Origin of the sequence: Micromonospora qiuiae (genome assembly GCF_016863555.1) — a bacterium.
GTDB classification, from domain to species: domain Bacteria; phylum Actinomycetota; class Actinomycetes; order Mycobacteriales; family Micromonosporaceae; genus Micromonospora; species Micromonospora qiuiae.
In genome coordinates, this window is sequence record NZ_BOPC01000022.1 from 40,280 (window position 1) to 54,541 (window position 14,262).

At 73.1% G+C, this 14,262-nt stretch carries 14 protein-coding genes and 1 pseudogene; 3 read left to right on the forward strand and 12 right to left on the reverse strand.

What is annotated here, in order from left to right; all coding sequences use genetic code 11:
• Positions 1–160 precede the first annotated feature (160 nt).
• From Vqi01_RS08170 to Vqi01_RS08190, 5 genes are all read right to left on the reverse strand, one after another.
• Positions 161–865, reverse strand: coding sequence for a hypothetical protein (locus Vqi01_RS08170; RefSeq protein ID WP_204034003.1), 705 nt, complete (start codon positions 863–865; stop codon positions 161–163).
• Positions 856–1,398 carry a hypothetical protein gene (locus Vqi01_RS08175; protein WP_204034004.1) on the reverse strand — a complete coding sequence of 181 codons (543 nt, stop codon included), beginning with the start codon at positions 1,396–1,398 and terminating at the stop codon, positions 856–858. The genes Vqi01_RS08170 and Vqi01_RS08175 overlap by 10 nt, the downstream gene beginning before the upstream one ends.
• A 108-nt stretch (positions 1,399–1,506) precedes the next feature.
• Positions 1,507–3,888 (reverse strand): sodium-translocating pyrophosphatase, encoded by a 2,382-nt coding sequence (locus Vqi01_RS08180; RefSeq protein ID WP_204034005.1) that lies wholly within the window; start codon positions 3,886–3,888, stop codon positions 1,507–1,509.
• A gap of 315 nt (positions 3,889–4,203) precedes the next feature.
• The gene (locus Vqi01_RS08185) at positions 4,204–4,638 is read right to left on the reverse strand and encodes an ATP-binding protein (protein WP_204034128.1); all 435 of its coding nucleotides are present in this window, start codon (positions 4,636–4,638) and stop codon (positions 4,204–4,206) included.
• Positions 4,638–4,979, reverse strand: a complete 342-nt coding sequence (locus Vqi01_RS08190) for an STAS domain-containing protein (protein WP_204034006.1) — start codon at positions 4,977–4,979, stop codon at positions 4,638–4,640. The genes Vqi01_RS08185 and Vqi01_RS08190 overlap by 1 nt, the downstream gene beginning before the upstream one ends.
• A 141-nt stretch (positions 4,980–5,120) precedes the next feature.
• On the opposite strand from Vqi01_RS08190, the gene sftH reads away from it, so the two are divergent.
• The 3 genes from sftH to Vqi01_RS08205 all read left to right on the forward strand — a co-directional run bounded on the left by sftH (position 5,121) and on the right by Vqi01_RS08205 (position 8,540).
• Entirely contained in the window at positions 5,121–7,553 is a 2,433-nt protein-coding gene (gene sftH / locus Vqi01_RS08195) for a DEAD/DEAH box helicase (RefSeq protein WP_204034007.1), read from the forward strand.
• Positions 7,554–7,671: 118 nt separating this feature from the next.
• Positions 7,672–7,878, forward strand: a complete 207-nt coding sequence (locus Vqi01_RS08200) for a hypothetical protein (RefSeq protein WP_204034008.1) — start codon at positions 7,672–7,674, stop codon at positions 7,876–7,878.
• An 83-nt stretch (positions 7,879–7,961) separates the two neighbouring features.
• Positions 7,962–8,540 (forward strand): LURP-one-related family protein, encoded by a 579-nt coding sequence (locus tag Vqi01_RS08205; protein WP_204034009.1) that lies wholly within the window; start codon positions 7,962–7,964, stop codon positions 8,538–8,540.
• 108 nt (positions 8,541–8,648) lie between these two features.
• Here Vqi01_RS08205 and Vqi01_RS08210 read toward each other — a convergent pair whose 3' ends face one another.
• From Vqi01_RS08210 to ssd, 7 genes and pseudogenes are all read right to left on the reverse strand, one after another.
• Positions 8,649–9,068 carry an Rv3654c family TadE-like protein gene (locus Vqi01_RS08210; RefSeq protein ID WP_204034010.1) on the reverse strand — a complete coding sequence of 140 codons (420 nt, stop codon included), beginning with the start codon at positions 9,066–9,068 and terminating at the stop codon, positions 8,649–8,651.
• A 95-nt stretch (positions 9,069–9,163) separates the two neighbouring features.
• Positions 9,164–9,538, reverse strand: a complete 375-nt coding sequence (locus tag Vqi01_RS08215) for a TadE family type IV pilus minor pilin (protein WP_275408743.1) — start codon at positions 9,536–9,538, stop codon at positions 9,164–9,166.
• A 47-nt stretch (positions 9,539–9,585) separates the two neighbouring features.
• Positions 9,586–9,714 (reverse strand): DUF4244 domain-containing protein, encoded by a 129-nt coding sequence (locus tag Vqi01_RS08220; protein WP_239098261.1) that lies wholly within the window; start codon positions 9,712–9,714, stop codon positions 9,586–9,588.
• Positions 9,715–9,776: 62 nt separating this feature from the next.
• Positions 9,777–10,667 carry a type II secretion system F family protein gene (locus tag Vqi01_RS08225; protein WP_204034013.1) on the reverse strand — a complete coding sequence of 297 codons (891 nt, stop codon included), beginning with the start codon at positions 10,665–10,667 and terminating at the stop codon, positions 9,777–9,779.
• Positions 10,667–11,428 (reverse strand): annotated as a pseudogene (locus Vqi01_RS31555) (hypothetical protein); the annotation flags it as partial. The gene Vqi01_RS08225 and the pseudogene Vqi01_RS31555, both read right to left, overlap by 1 nt.
• Before the next feature lie 422 nt (positions 11,429–11,850).
• Positions 11,851–13,050 (reverse strand): TadA family conjugal transfer-associated ATPase, encoded by a 1,200-nt coding sequence (locus tag Vqi01_RS08235; protein WP_204034015.1) that lies wholly within the window; start codon positions 13,048–13,050, stop codon positions 11,851–11,853.
• The gene (gene ssd, locus Vqi01_RS08240; protein ID WP_204034016.1) at positions 13,047–14,144 is read right to left on the reverse strand and encodes a septum site-determining protein Ssd; all 1,098 of its coding nucleotides are present in this window, start codon (positions 14,142–14,144) and stop codon (positions 13,047–13,049) included. The genes Vqi01_RS08235 and ssd overlap by 4 nt, the downstream gene beginning before the upstream one ends.
• Positions 14,145–14,262: the final 118 nt, after the last annotated feature.

The window sequence follows — 14,262 nt, forward strand, 5'->3', positions numbered from 1 at the left end:
CTCGCGCCGGACGGCGTCACCGTACACCCTGGGTAGGGTGTCCAGCGGGCCACTGCGACCATGGCAGCCCGTCGGTGGAGGTAGAACCAGGCCGATTTGCGCTGTGTTCCGCGACACCCGGCTGTCCCCCATCGGACAGCTGACGCCGTGCCCGTCGGGGTCAGTCGCGGGTCGGCCAGGCTGCCGGCGGCGCGGCGGAGGGGCGCTCGCCGACCAGCTCGGCCAGTCGTTGCGTGCCACGGCGGCCGGCGATCCGGTACGCCGGGCCGCCCGCACCGGGCTCGACCAGTTCGCCGTTCAACCCTGCCGCGACCAGGGCACCACCGACCACCGTCCAGCGCGTCGGGTCGGTACCGCCGAGGTGCAGCAGGAAGTCCGGCGGATCGGCCACCCCCGCCGCGGCGAGCCAGAGCCGCAGCCGTCGGCCGTCCAGCTGAAAACCGGCGGGCGGGTGCTGCGTCGTACCGCGCAGCCACGCCGCCGCGAGCGGCACGAGCGTCCGGGCGTACGCGGTCCGCACGGCGTACCGCCGCTCCTCGGTGGCTGCCCACGTCGCCCGTACGCCCCGCTGGGCCAGCTCGGTGACGAGCACGTGCACCCGCCATCCGGCGTCCACCACCACGGACAACCGGGCCGTGCCCCCCATCCGGTGCACCTTTCCGGGCCCGACGAGCAGCCCGGCGAGGTCGGCGACGGAGGGGTCGCCGGTCTCCGCCCCGAAGAAGACGAGTTGCCCGTCGTCCACCGCCGCCCGCTCGACGTCGGGGCGGCGTCGACGGGGTGCCGGCGGGGCCGGGTCGGGCACCGGGAACGACACCGGCAGCGGTTGCGCCGCCGGTGGCTCGCCGGAGCCGCTCAGCGGCATTCGGGTACCTCGTCGAAGGCACGCTTCAGTTCCTCGGAGTTCAGCCGGCTGGTGTCCAGCGCGCTCGCGTCGTACTCCTGTTGGAGAACGTCCACGGCGGCCCGGACCCCGTCGTAGAAGGCGCTGGCCTCACCGGTGCTCAGCGCGTCGATGGTGGTCCCGGCCCGGCCGTAGGCGTCGCGCATCGACGCCAGTGAGGCGCGGAAGCCGGCCGAGATCTCCTTGCCCTGCTCGACCTTGGGCACTCCCGCCTGCTCCACCTTGCGCCGGGCGTCCTCGCTGGCCTGTTCGGCCCCGCCGAAGAGGCGGACCAGGTTCTCCTTGGCCTGAGCGGGGGTGGTCTGCGCCGTCATCTGCTCGTTGGTGCTGCTGGTCAGCTTGCTGATCTCGGCCCGCCACGGGGTCAGCGCCGAGCAGACCGATGCGGCCCAGGCCCGGGGGCTTGGGCCGCTGGCCCCGCAGGCAGCCAGCAGGGTCAGCGTGACCAGCATCATCGTGAGCTTTCCGGCCGCCGCCGCCCGGCACGTACGCATGCGTTGCAGCGTACGGCCTCTGTCGCCCGGCGGCACCGGTCAGGCGCTCGACCCCGGCGGTCCCCGGCCGGCGCTGCCGCCGACCGGGGACCGGACGAGACCGGAGGATCAGGCCTTGATCTCCTCCGGGCGCGGGTCGGCGGCGCCGGAACCGCTGTCGGAGTCCTCACCCATCGCGACACTCTTGCGCTTGCTGAACACCACCGCCGCGACGACGATCAACGTCGCCACCACCGCGATGGTGACCCGCAGGCCGACGTTGCGTTCGCTGCCCACGCTCCACGCCACCACGGCCGGCGCGATCAGCAGCGAGACCAGGTTCATCACCTTGAGCAGCGGGTTGATCGCCGGTCCGGCGGTGTCCTTGAACGGGTCGCCGACGGTGTCGCCGATCACGGTCGCGGCGTGCGCCTCGGAGCCCTTGCCGCCGTACGCGCCGTCCTCGACCATCTTCTTGCTGTTGTCCCAGGCGCCACCGGAGTTGGCCAGGAAGACCGCCATCAGCGTGCCGGCCCCGATCGCTCCGGCCAGGTACGACGCCAGCGCGCCGGGCCCGAGGCCGAAGCCGACCGCGATCGGCGCCATGATCGCCAGCAGGCCGGGGGTCATCAGCTCGCGCTGCGCGTCCCGGGTGCAGATGTCGACGACCTTGCCGTACTCCGGGCGCTGGGTGCGGTCCATGATCCCGGGCAGTTCGCGGAACTGCCGGCGTACCTCCATCACCACGGCGCCCGCGGAGCGGGAGACCGCGTTGATGGCCAGGCCGGAGAAGAGGAACACCACCGCCGCGCCGATGATCAGGCCGACCAGGTTCTGCGGGTTGGCCACGTTCAACGCGTTGAGGATCTCGGCGCCGACGTCGGTCACCCCGGCGTCGGCGTACGCGGTGCGCAGCGTGTCGGTGTACGAACCGAAGAGCGCGGTCGCGGCCAGCACCGCGGTGGCGATCGCGATGCCCTTGGTGATCGCCTTGGTGGTGTTGCCGACCGCGTCCAGCTCGGTCAGCGTCCGCGCGCCGTGCTCGTCGATGTCCCCGGACATCTCGGCCACACCCTGGGCGTTGTCGGAGATCGGGCCGAAGGTGTCCATCGCGACGATCACGCCGACGGTGGTGAGCAGACCGGTACCGGCCAGCGCCACGGCGAACAGCGAGAGGGTGATCGAGCCGCCGCCCAGCAGGAAGGCACCGAAGACGCCGGCACCGATGAGCAGCGCCGAGTAGACCGCCGACTCCAGGCCGACGCTGATGCCGGCGAGGATGACGGTGGCCGGGCCGGTCTGGGAGCTCTTGCCGATGTCCTGCACCGGGCGGCGGTCGGTCTCGGTGAAGTAGCCGGTCAGCGCCTGGATGGCGGCGGCCAGCACGATGCCGATGACGACCGCGCCGATGACCACGCCACGCGGGCCGAACAGCGGGTCTCCGCCCCGTACGTCGAGGGCCTCCCGCCAGCCGTCGCCGAGCTGCGCGGCCCAGGACGGCTGCAGGTAGGCGACCGAGGCCACCGCGACCAGCACCGCCGAGATCAACGCGGAGAGGTAGAACGCCCGGTTGATCGCGGTCAGGCCGTTGCGGTCCGAGGCGCGCAGCCGGGTGATGAAGACGCCGATGATGGCGACCAGCACGCCGATGGTGGAGATGATCAGCGGGAGCACCAGCCCGTCGGTGCCGAACGCGGCCCGGCCCAGGATCAGCGCGGCGACCAGAGTGACGGCGTACGACTCGAACAGGTCGGCCGCCATGCCGGCGCAGTCACCGACGTTGTCGCCCACGTTGTCGGCGATGGTGGCGGCGTTGCGCGGGTCGTCCTCGGGAATGCCCTGCTCAACTTTGCCCACCAGGTCGGCGCCGACGTCGGCGGCCTTGGTGAAGATGCCGCCGCCGACCCGCATGAACATGGCCAGCAGCGCGGCGCCGAAGCCGAAGCCCTCCAGCACCGTCGGCGCGTCGCCCCGGAAGATCAGCACCACCAGCGCGGCACCGAAGAGACCGAGCCCGACGGTGAGGAAGCCGACCACGCCACCGGTCCGGAAGGCGATCTTCATGGCCGACTCCCGGCCGCCCTCGCGTTCCCGGGCGGCAGCGGCCACCCGCAGGTTGGCCCGGGTGGCCAGCCACATGCCGGCGCCGCCGATGAAGGCGCTGAACAGAGCGCCGACCACGAAGAAGAGCGACCGGCCGAGCTTCACCGCGGTCTCGCTGCCGCTGGTCTCGTGCACCGGCAGCAGGAACAGCAGGACCACGGCGACCACCACGAAGATCGCCAGGGTCCGGAACTGCCGGAGGAGGTAGGCCGAGGCGCCCTCCTGGACCGCCCCGGAGATCTCCTGCATGTTGGTGGTGCCCTTGCCGGCCGCCAGCACGGTCCTCGTCAACGCGGCGGCGAAGGCGAGCGCGACCAGCGCGATCACCGCGGCGATGACGACGTACGTGACGTTTGCTCCGGTAAGGGAGATCGCGCCGCCGCCCTCGGCGGCCAAGGTGTCGGACATCTGTGTCCTCCTGTGCGGAACAACGCGCCGGCCGGTGGACACACCGACCGACGCCTGGATGCGAGTACGCAAGTGCGCGCCAACCACATCGGCGAGCCAACGACGAACGCCCATCTGCGCTGGCTGCTCGATGGATCACTTGCTGACAACTCGCGTACTGTAGCTCTCCGCAGTGGTCGAGGTCACACGGAGGTGGCACCGTGTCGCGATGATCTCCGTCGCTGTGTTAGGAACTGAAATCTGATATAGGACGTCGATCCATGACAAAGTCGCCGCATTCCTTGATCGGAAATGCGGCGACAGAACGGTTCGATGTCAGCGGTTCAGCGGCCAGACCATTCGGACTTCGGTGCCGATGCCATCGTCGACGGGACGCACCTGAAGGTCGTCGACGAAGCCGGCGAGCAGCGCGAAGCCGACACCGGTGGTGAGGTCGTCCTCGTTCAGCGACTCGTTGGCCAACTGGTCGGCGTCCAGCGCGTGCAGGCCGATGCTCGCCTCGATCGGCGCCCGGTCCACCACCCGCACCGCGTACCGCCCGGAATCGGACATCTCCACCAGCACCGGGTCGGTCAGGCCGTACTGACGGTGCAGGGCGACGGCGCGGGTGCACGCCTCACCGATGGCCAGGCGCACCTCGTCGAGCAGATCCTCCCTGACCCCGGCCCGTCGGGCCACCGCCACCCCGACCAGGCGGGCGGTGCGCACGTGCACCGGAGCCGGCGAGAAGGAGAGCCGGACCGTCGCCATCACGCGCCGGCACCGGTCGCCGCTTCGACCGTCGGATGCAGCGGAAACACCTGGTCCAGCGCGGTGATGCGGAAGATCTTGAGCAGCGGCTCCTTGTCGCAGACCAGGGCGAAGGTGCCGTCGACGGTGCGCAGCCGCTTGAGTGCGCCGACCAGCACGCCCAGCCCGGTGGAGTCGAGGAAGTCCACCCGACCCAGGTCGACCACCACGTGCCGGGCACCGCTGTCGATCAACTCGAGCAGCCGCTCGCGCAGTCGAGGGGCGGTGTAGACGTCCACCTCACCGCCGACCTCGAGCACCGTGTGCTCTCCCACGGTGCGGGTCGCCAGCGACAGCTCCATCGGTCCCTCCTCACGCGGCCGTAAGCTCCTTGGCATCTAACCACTACCCGGCAGTCCGGCCGACGACTCACCGGGGGCGGGTCCAACCTTGTCCGGCCCGCCGATTTCTGATTTCCGAACACCAGTGCGAGAGTGCAGGACGTGACCTCGGCAGCCAGCGTATCCGCCGGCCGTGACGGCGGGCGGCCACCGGACCCCGTACCGGTCACGGCTCCGGCCGTCGCGCCGGACGCCCTGCTGCGCCGGCTGCGGCAACGGCACGCCACCGACCCGGTCACCCACGTCGAACGGGTGCCGCCCCGGGCCGGTGTGCCGGTGCCGTGGCCGCGGTGGGTTCCGGAGGAGCTGCGCGCCGCGTACGCCCGGCGGGGGGTGGCGACGCCGTGGCGGCACCAGGCCGAGGCGGCCAGCCTCGCGTACGACGGGCAGCACGTCGTCGTGGCCACCGGCACCGCGTCCGGCAAGTCCCTGGCGTACCAGTTGCCGGCGCTGGCCACCCTGCTCGCCGACCCCCGCGCCACCGTGCTCTACCTGGCACCGACCAAGGCACTCGCCGCCGACCAGTTGCGCGCCGTCGCCGCGCTCGAGATCGAGGGCGTACGCCCGGCCTGCTACGACGGCGACACCCCACGCGCCGAGCGGGAGTGGATCCGGCGGCACTCCCGGTTCGTGCTGACCAACCCCGACATGCTGCACCACGGCATCCTCCCCGGGCACGCCCAGTGGTCCGGGTTCCTGCGCCGGCTGACCCACGTGGTGATCGACGAGTGCCACATCTACCGGGGCGTGTTCGGGTCGCACGTCGCCCACGTGCTGCGCCGGCTGCGCCGTCAGTGCGCCCGCTACGGGCGGGGCGAGGGTCCCACGTTCGTGCTGGCCTCCGCCACCTCCGGGGATCCGGCGGCGGCGGCCGGGCGGCTGACCGGGCTGCCGGTGGCGGCGGTCACCGAAGACACCTCGCCCCGGGCCGGGGTGGCCTTCGCACTGTGGGAGCCACCGCTGCTGCCGCCCGACAGCGCCGCCGGGGCTGGCCGGCAGTTGCGCGTGCCCGGCCCGGCCGAGCCCGGCGACCCGGTCGAGGTCGCGGATCTCACCCAGGTCCGCCGGTCGGCGCTGCGGGAAACCGCCGACCTGCTCGCGGACACCGTCGCCGCCGGCGTACGCACGCTGGCCTTCGTCCGCTCCCGGCGGGGAGCCGAGGTGGTGGCGACGAGCGCCCGGCGCGGCCTGGACGAGGCGGTTCCCGGGCTCGGCGAGCGGGTCGCCGCGTACCGGGCCGGCTACCTGCGTGAGGAACGCCGCGCACTGGAGCGTGCGCTGCTGCACGGCGACCTGCTCGGGTTGGCCTCGACCAACGCGCTGGAACTGGGCGTCGACCTGATCGGTCTGGATGCGGTGCTGATCTGTGGCTACCCCGGCACCCGGGCCTCCCTGTGGCAGCAGGCCGGGCGGGCCGGACGTTCCGGCCAGGAGGCGCTCGCGGTGCTGGTGGCCCGGGACGACCCGCTGGACACCTACCTGGTGCACCATCCGGAGGCGGTGTTCGGGGCACCGGTGGAGGCCACCGTGCTCGACCCGGCCAACGCGTACGTGCTCGGGCCCCAACTGGCCTGCGCGGCGGCCGAGGCCCCGCTGACCGTGGCCGACCTGGAACTCTTCGGCGACGGCGCGAAGGAGGCGATCGAGGCGCTGGTCGAGGCGGGTGCCCTGCGGCAACGGCCGACGGGCTGGTACTGGCGGCAGCGGGAACGGCCGCAGGTGGACCTGCGCGGCGAGGGCGGCACCCCGGTCTGCGTGGTGGAGGCGGCGACCGGCCGGCTGCTCGGCACCGTCGACGGCGGTTCGTCGCACGTCCTGCTCCACCCCGGCGCGGTCTACCTGCACCAGGGCGTGTCGTACGTGGTGGACTCCCTCGACCTCGACGACGGCTGCGCGCTGGTGCACCCTGAGGAGCCGGACTGGTCCACCCATGCTCGGGACGTCACCTCGCTGTCCGTGGTGTCGGTGCGCTCGTACGTCGACGCCGGTCCGGTCGGGCTGTTCCTCGGCGAGGTGGACGTGACCAACCAGGTGGTGTCGTACCAGCGACGCCGGATCGCCACCGGCGAGGTGATCGACACCCGTCCGCTGGACCTGCCGGCGCGGGAACTGCGTACCGTCGCGGTCTGGTTCACCCTCTCCCCCGAGGCGCTGGCCACGGCCGGGGTGGAGCCGGCCGAGGTGCCCGGGGCACTGCACGCCGCCGAGCACGCCGCGATCGGGCTGCTTCCGCTGGTCGCCACCTGCGACCGCTGGGACATCGGCGGGCTCTCCACGGCCATGCATCCGGACACCGAGGCGCCGACCGTCTTCGTCTACGACGGCCACTCCGGCGGAGCGGGCTTCGCCGAGCGGGCGTACGGCATGGCCGCCGCCTGGCTGCGGGCCACCCGTGACGCGATCAGCGAGTGCGGCTGCGAGGCCGGCTGCCCGTCCTGCGTGCAGTCGCCGAAGTGCGGCAACGGCAACAACCCGCTGTCCAAGCCGGACGCCGTCCGGGTCCTCGACGTGGTGCTGGCGAACCTGACGCAGTGACCGGCATGAAATTCGAGCCGTTCGGGCAAGAAGGCGGTGGGAGCGCTTCCATCGAGCGTCATGCCCGCCCGGCGTCGCGCTTGCCTGTTCGTTGTTCCGCAGCACGTGAGGAGGGTCCGTGGCCGACACCATCGCCGAGACCGTCGACCTGCTCTACACCATCGACCAGGAAAAACTCAGCACCGACCAGCAGATCGCGCTGGGCGCGGCGCTGGCCACCCTGGCCCAGGCCGAGCGGCTGGATCAGATCAACGACCGGCTCAGCACCATCCAGCAGTTGCTCACCAACTGGGCACACCGATCGACCGCCGACGGCGTCCGTTGAATGTGATTCATGCTCGGCCGACCGGGGCGCAGCGGTTTGCCGAGCTGTGCGACACTCCGGCGCACCACGGTTGAGGAGATTTCATGCAGCTCGATAACTTGCAGGCCCAGCAGCAGTTCCACATCCGCCAGCGGATCCGGTTCATGGTCAACCAGTACGAGGTCCACAGCGTCGCGCCGGACGGCTCCGAGGGCGGACTGCTGGCCTTCGCCCAGCAGAAGCGGCTCGCCTTCAAGGAGCAGGTGACGATCTACACGGACGACTCGAAGCAGCACCCGCTGCTCGGGTTCAAGGCCCGGCAACGTCTCGACCTCGGCGCCACGTACGACGTCACCGACCACGCGGGCAACCCGATCGGCCTGTTCCGCAAGGATTTCGCGCAGTCGCTGCTCCGCTCGACGTGGCACGTCGAGCAGGCTGGCCTGCCCGCCGTCACCGGCCAGGAGCGCAGCATGCCGGTGGCCCTGCTGCGCCGTTTCGTCGACTCGCTGTCCTGGCTGCCGTACCACTTCGACTTCGTCGCCGGCGGCCAGCCGGTCTTCTCGGTGATCAAGAAGTGGGGCCTGCGCGACCGGTACGTGGTCCAGATCCAGCACCCGCAGATCGACCGTCGCCTCGTGATCGCGATGGCGGTCGCCTTGGACGCCCTCCAGGGTCGCTGACGACTCCCGGCTATGAATCTTGGACCGGAACCGACCCTCCAAGGGCATTTTCGGACCAAGCTTCACAGCGGAACAGGTCGGTGAGGGGCAGTCTCGGGTGGGCGAGGGTCAGCCGCGCAGTGGGCCGGCCCGGGAGGTTGCCGTGGCGACACGCCTCAGCCCTGGCAACGGTTCCACGATCAGCTGGGCCGTGACGAGGACGTCGAGTCCGTCGAGCCGACACCGGACCAGGCGGGCACCGTTCGCGGCAACGACCTCGGCAGTTCGGGCGCATGCCGCTGCCTCGTCCTGAAGGGCTCGGGCGGCACCGGCCAGGGCACCGAAGTCGGCGGCGATCCGAGCCTGCTGGCGTGCCACCCGGGCAGCGCCTACTCCGGCACCGAAGAGACCACTCAGGACGAACACCAAGCCCACCGCCAAGAGACAGATGGTGGCCCCGCCACGATCCCGGTCCCCGCCACGATCCCGGCCCTGCGCGTGGCCCCGGCCCGCACCACGGTCGCGGCCCCCGCCACGATCCCGGCCCACAGCACGATCCCGGCCCTGCGCGTGGCCCCGGCTTTCGGGGGAAGGGCGCGGGGCCCATTGGCGAGTTGAGCGGGCACCCAAGCATTGCGTGGCGCTCACGGCTGCGGTTCCGGTGCGCCCGGCTCGGCGGCCGCCACGGCCACGCCCACCACGGTGACCATCGGAAAGTTGCCGCCGAGAACCCGGACGGGTGCCCGCACCGTCGCCCGGACCATCTCCCCCTCCAGCACGACGATCACCTCTGCGTTCGGCGGTGCGTGCCGGCTGCCCGCCAGCGTGCCGTCCGCGCCCCGGGCCGCGGCCAGCGCCGCCTCCCGTGCCGCGTCCAGGCAGGCCGCCTTGGTGCTGACCGCGTTGACGGCGGTCAGGCCGGCGAGCAGGAGCAGCAGCAGCGCCGGCAGGCCGGCCGCCATCTCGGCGGTGAACGAGCCCCGGTCGAACGAGGTGGCCGGCTTCCCCGACCGGCTCACCCACTTTTCCGACCGGCTCACCCGGCGGCCGGCCGGCCGGCGCCCGGTCACTTCAGTGCCCGGTCGATGACGGCGGCCAGGGCCGCCTGCACGCTGTCCGAGGTCAGCACTTTGAGCAGGATGCCGCCGAAGGCGACCGCCGCGAGCGTCCCGACGGCGTACTCCGCCGTGTTCATGCCGGCGTCCCCGCGAAGGCGGGCGAGGATTCTGCGCACGTGTTCGTCCTTTCTCGATGGGTTCACAACACGTCGCCGAGGACGGCGACGATCACCGGCACCAGACCGGCGAGAATGAAGGCGGGCAGGAAGCACAGGCCCAGGGGCAGCACGATCAGCACACCGGCCCGTCGGGCCGCCGCCTCGATCGCGGTGGCCCGGTCCGCGCGCAGGTCGTCGGCGAGCCGGATCAGGGCACCCGCCAGCGCGGCCCCGCTGCTGGCCGACCGTACGGCGGCGTTGGCGATCCGCTGCCCGCCCGGCACCGTGACCAGATGCGCCCACGCCTCCTGCGGTACGCCACCGAGCTGCAACGTCCGGCCGACCCGGCTGAGTTGCTCGGCCAGCGGACCGCCGAGCGCGTCGGCCACCGCGAGCACCGCACGCTCCACCGGCGCACCGGCTCGCAGCGCCGCCGCCAGCAGGTCGGCGGCGAGCGGAAGATCGGCGGTGGCGCGCAGCCGACGAGTACGCACGGCCGGGTGCTCGATCCGGCGGAGCAGCCGATCCAGCAGCACCACGGTGGGCAGCGCGACCACCACGCCGACCCAGCCCTCCACCAGCACGGCCACGGCCACGCCGGCCAGTCCGGCGGCCAGCCGGACGATGTCCAGCCGGCGGCCCGCCGGGCTGCCCGACCGCTCGCCGTCGACGCCGTTCGGGCCGTGCCGGCCGTCCTTTCCGTGCCTGCCGCCGCGGCCACCGAAGCCAACACCGGTCGGGCCGCCGAAGCGAACACCTCCGCCGACACCAAGGCCGACATTGCCGCTGCGGTTGCCGGAGCGGACATCGGTCGCGGACGCCCCACGGGCCAGTCGGCGTAGCCGCCGCTGTGGACGGTGCCGGCTGACGGCCAGCACGGTGAGGAGCGCGGCACCGGCGACACACCCGGCGGCCAGGGTCGGGCCGGACATCAGCCCACCCCGGCCGGTACGGCGCCCAGGCGATCCGCCCAGAGCAGCCCGACCACCTGGAGAGCGATGGCGACGACCGCGCAGCCGCCACCGATCGACGTGTGCAGCAGGACCTCAAGCGGGTCGACGCCGATGCCGTAGCCGAGGCCGATGCCGCCCAGGGGCAGGGCGGCCAGCAGCCAGGCAGTGGCTCGCGCACCCGCTGCCTGAGCCGCGGCCGCAGCCACGCCCCGGTCCGTCGACCGGGCGTCGGCCTCGATCCGCTCGACCAACTCGGCCAAGGGTGCGCCGGTACGGTCGGCGAGCCGCACCGCGGCCTGGGCCAGCCGCCCGGGCCGGTCCGGCAGTGCGTCGGAGCCGGACTGGATGCCGGAATTCTTGATCGCACCCTCGCCCGACGGAGCGGCCTGATCGGCGGTGATCCGATCGGAGCCAGGAGACCGGCCGGCTACGGGAACGAGCTCGCCGGGTCGCCGCGCTTCGGCGGGCACGGCGGGGGCCGCCGAAGCCGGATGGGTGAGTCCGAGCCGTTCGGCGGCCACCGGCACCGGGAGTCCGGCCCGGAGGTCTGCCGCGAGGGCACACAGCTGGTCCAACCGGTCCCGGCGGGCCTGCGCCGCTCGCGCCGCCGCCCCGTGCCGCAGCAGCGCCCGTGTGCCGAGCGCGCCGTACCCGCCGAGCGCGACCGCCGCCACCGCGCCGGCAAGCAGCCCGCCGAGCCCCGCACCGAGCACCACGGCCAGCAGCAGGGCGCGTCGAGGCGGAACGGACCGCAGCACCGGCCGGCCCAACTGGCCGCCACCTGTACGCCGAAGATCGGCCACTGACGGGTGCCCACTCGGCACCGGCTCACGGCGCACCGGTCTGTTGACGCTGCCGCCGGCTGATGTGCCCGGAACGGAGACCGGTGGGCGGCGACTGCCGCCCCAGCCAGGCGGACGGGATGTGCCCGGGAGACCGGCGCCGACAGCTGGCGTACCCGGGCCGGAGCGAGGGTGGACAACACAGGTCGTACCGGCCGGTTCGGGAGCCTCCGCGGCGCGCAACGCGACGACCCAGTCGACGAGCGGGTCCTCGACGTCCCGCCGACCAGACCTTCGGCCCACGGTCAACCACCTGCGGGCCGGTCGGGTCGCGACGACCACCAGCCCCAGCGAGGCCAGCGCCCACCAGTGAAGGGCACTCATGACGGGCCCGCCGATCCGGGCCAGGGTTCGCACAGGATCGGTGGGACCGGCACGTCACGGTTCTGGATCAGGGTGCCGAGGGCCCGCGCCGCGAGGCCGATCCCGCGACCTCGGATCCAGGCGGGAACCGCCGTGACCAGCCGGTCCGGGCCTTCCGGCAGCAGCAGGCAGATCGACTCCAGCATCCGCCCCTGTGGCGTACGGCGAATGTGGAACACCACCTGGAGAGCCGAGGCCAACTGGGCGTGCAGCGCCGGACGGGGCAGCCCGCCGAGCATGCCGAGCGCCTCGAGTCGGGCCGGTACGTCCGACGGGGCGTTGGCGTGCAGCGTCCCCGCACCACCGTCATGACCCGTGTTGAGCGCCGCGAGGAGATCCACGACCTCCCCGCCCCGGCACTCGCCCACCACCAACCGGTCCGGGCGCATCCGCAACGCCTGCCGGACCAGGTCGCTCAGGCCGACCGCGCCGGAGCCCTCGACGTTGACCGTGCGCGCCTGCAACCCGACCACGTGCGGATGCACCGGACGCAGCTCGGCGGCGTCCTCGACCAACACGATCCGTTCGGTGGCCGGCACCAACCCGAGCAGCGTGTTCAGCAGGGTCGTCTTGCCGGATCCGGTGCCGCCGATCACCAGGTACGCGAGCCGGGCCGCCACCACCGCTGCGAGCACCGGCGCGACCGGCCTGGGCACGGCGCCCTGAGTGACCAGCTCGTCCAGAGTGAAAGGTCGCTGCCGGAAGGTACGCAGCGACAGGTACGGCCCGTCGGTCGCCACCGGAGGCAGCACGGCGTGCAGCCGCGTACCGTCGGCGAGCCGGGCGTCCGCGTACGGTGATCCGTCGTCCAGACGGCGACCGGCGCCGGCGGTGAGTCGCTGCGCGAGCCGGCGGACGTCGTCCACAGTGCCCACCGGCACCGGAACCTGATGCAGCCCTTGCCCGCGATCGACCCACACCCGGTTTCCGTTGACCAGTACGTCGGTCACCTCCGGGTCGGCCAGCAACGGGGCGAGCGGGCCGGCGCCCACCAGGTCGTCGCGTACCTCGTCGGCCATGCGCAGCAGAGCGGTGTCGCCGAGGACGGCGGCGTCGGGTTCCGCGCGTACGGCGGAAACGATCGCGGCCGGGGTGACCGGCGCCGCGGCGGCGGCGATGCGCTGCCGCACGCGGGCGGCGAGTGTCTCCTCGGTCATGCCGCACCGGCCGGGGCCTGGCCGGTCAGATCGGTGACGATCCGCTGGCAGAGTTCGGCTAGCGGGCCGCGTCCGCCGGCTGCCGGAGCCTCGCCCCGCTCCAGTCCGCGGCAGAGCCCCGGCTCCGGGCGCAGGGCGCCGGCCAGCGGCAGGCCGAGCGCCCGGGCCACCTCCTGCGCGCGCAGCCGCCCGGGTGCCGGGCCGCGGACGATGACCGAGAGGTCATGACAGTGTGGTGCGGCGACCGCGACCACCCGGGCCGCCGCGGCGGTCGCCCGCAACTCGGCCGGCACCACCACGAAGGCCCGGTCGGCCGCCTGGAGAGCGGTCACCGCCGCGTCGTCCAACTGCCGGGGAAGGTCGACCACCACGAACTCCCGGCCGCGTCGAGCCGCGTCGAGGGTGGCAGCCATCGCCTCCGCCGGCACGGCGAGCAGGTCGCCCCGGTCCCAGGAGAGGACCACCAGATCGCCTCGGCTGGGCAGCGCCCGGACCAGGGCCGGCGCGTCGACTCGCCCGTCGGCACCGGTCAAGGCCGGCCAGCGTAGCCCTTCCAACTGCTCCCAGCCGAGCACCAGGTCGAGACCGCCGCCGAGCGGATCGGCGTCGAGCAGGAGGGTACGCAACCGAGCGCGGGCGGCGGTCACCGCGAGACCGCCAGCCAGGATGCTCGCGCCGGCTCCGCCCCGACCACCCACCACGGCGACGACCCGGGCGGTCCCCGCGCCATCGAGCCCGCAATCGGCGAACTGGTCGACCAGCCAGGGCTCCGCCGCCGGCAGGACGGCGACGTGTTCGGCGCCGAGCAGGTCGGCGATTTGCCACCCGGGCTCCATGTCGCCGGCCCTGCCGACCAGCACCAGCCGGGACCGTCGGGCCAGCCGCGCCCGCAGGCAGGGCTGGGCCTGGTCGATGCCGACGAGCACCAGCGGGGCGGGCTGCCAGCGGGTACGGGCCGCTGCCGGGTCGGCGGCGACCTCCACCTCGACGCCTCCGGCGGCGGCGAGCCGGAGCAGGTCGTCGAGCAGGTCACCGTCCGCGGTGACGACCAGCGGTGGTCGCCGGCGTGGCGGAACGGAGGTACGGGGTGGCATCGCGGCCTCCAACGGTCGGCGGGGTTCGCTGAGCGGAACCCTGCCTCCGGCGCCACCCCCGATGCCGCCCCGCGACGCGGATCTGTGGATAACCGGGCCGGTTGTGGACAACGCCCGC

Coding starts and splice junctions, on each gene's coding strand:
- Vqi01_RS08170 (WP_204034003.1), bottom strand. CDS start 865: ATGCCGCTGAGCGGCTCCGGCGAGCCACCGGCGGCGCAACCGCTGCCG.
- Vqi01_RS08175 (WP_204034004.1), bottom strand. CDS start 1,398: ATGCGTACGTGCCGGGCGGCGGCGGCCGGAAAGCTCACGATGATGCTG.
- Vqi01_RS08180 (WP_204034005.1), bottom strand. CDS start 3,888: ATGTCCGACACCTTGGCCGCCGAGGGCGGCGGCGCGATCTCCCTTACC.
- Vqi01_RS08185 (WP_204034128.1), bottom strand. CDS start 4,638: ATGGCGACGGTCCGGCTCTCCTTCTCGCCGGCTCCGGTGCACGTGCGC.
- Vqi01_RS08190 (WP_204034006.1), bottom strand. CDS start 4,979: ATGGAGCTGTCGCTGGCGACCCGCACCGTGGGAGAGCACACGGTGCTC.
- Vqi01_RS08205 (WP_204034009.1), top strand. CDS start 7,962: ATGCAGCTCGATAACTTGCAGGCCCAGCAGCAGTTCCACATCCGCCAG.
- Vqi01_RS08220 (WP_239098261.1), bottom strand. CDS start 9,714: ATGAACACGGCGGAGTACGCCGTCGGGACGCTCGCGGCGGTCGCCTTC.
- Vqi01_RS08225 (WP_204034013.1), bottom strand. CDS start 10,667: ATGTCCGGCCCGACCCTGGCCGCCGGGTGTGTCGCCGGTGCCGCGCTC.
- Vqi01_RS08235 (WP_204034015.1), bottom strand. CDS start 13,050: ATGACCGAGGAGACACTCGCCGCCCGCGTGCGGCAGCGCATCGCCGCC.
- ssd (WP_204034016.1), bottom strand. CDS start 14,144: ATGCCACCCCGTACCTCCGTTCCGCCACGCCGGCGACCACCGCTGGTC.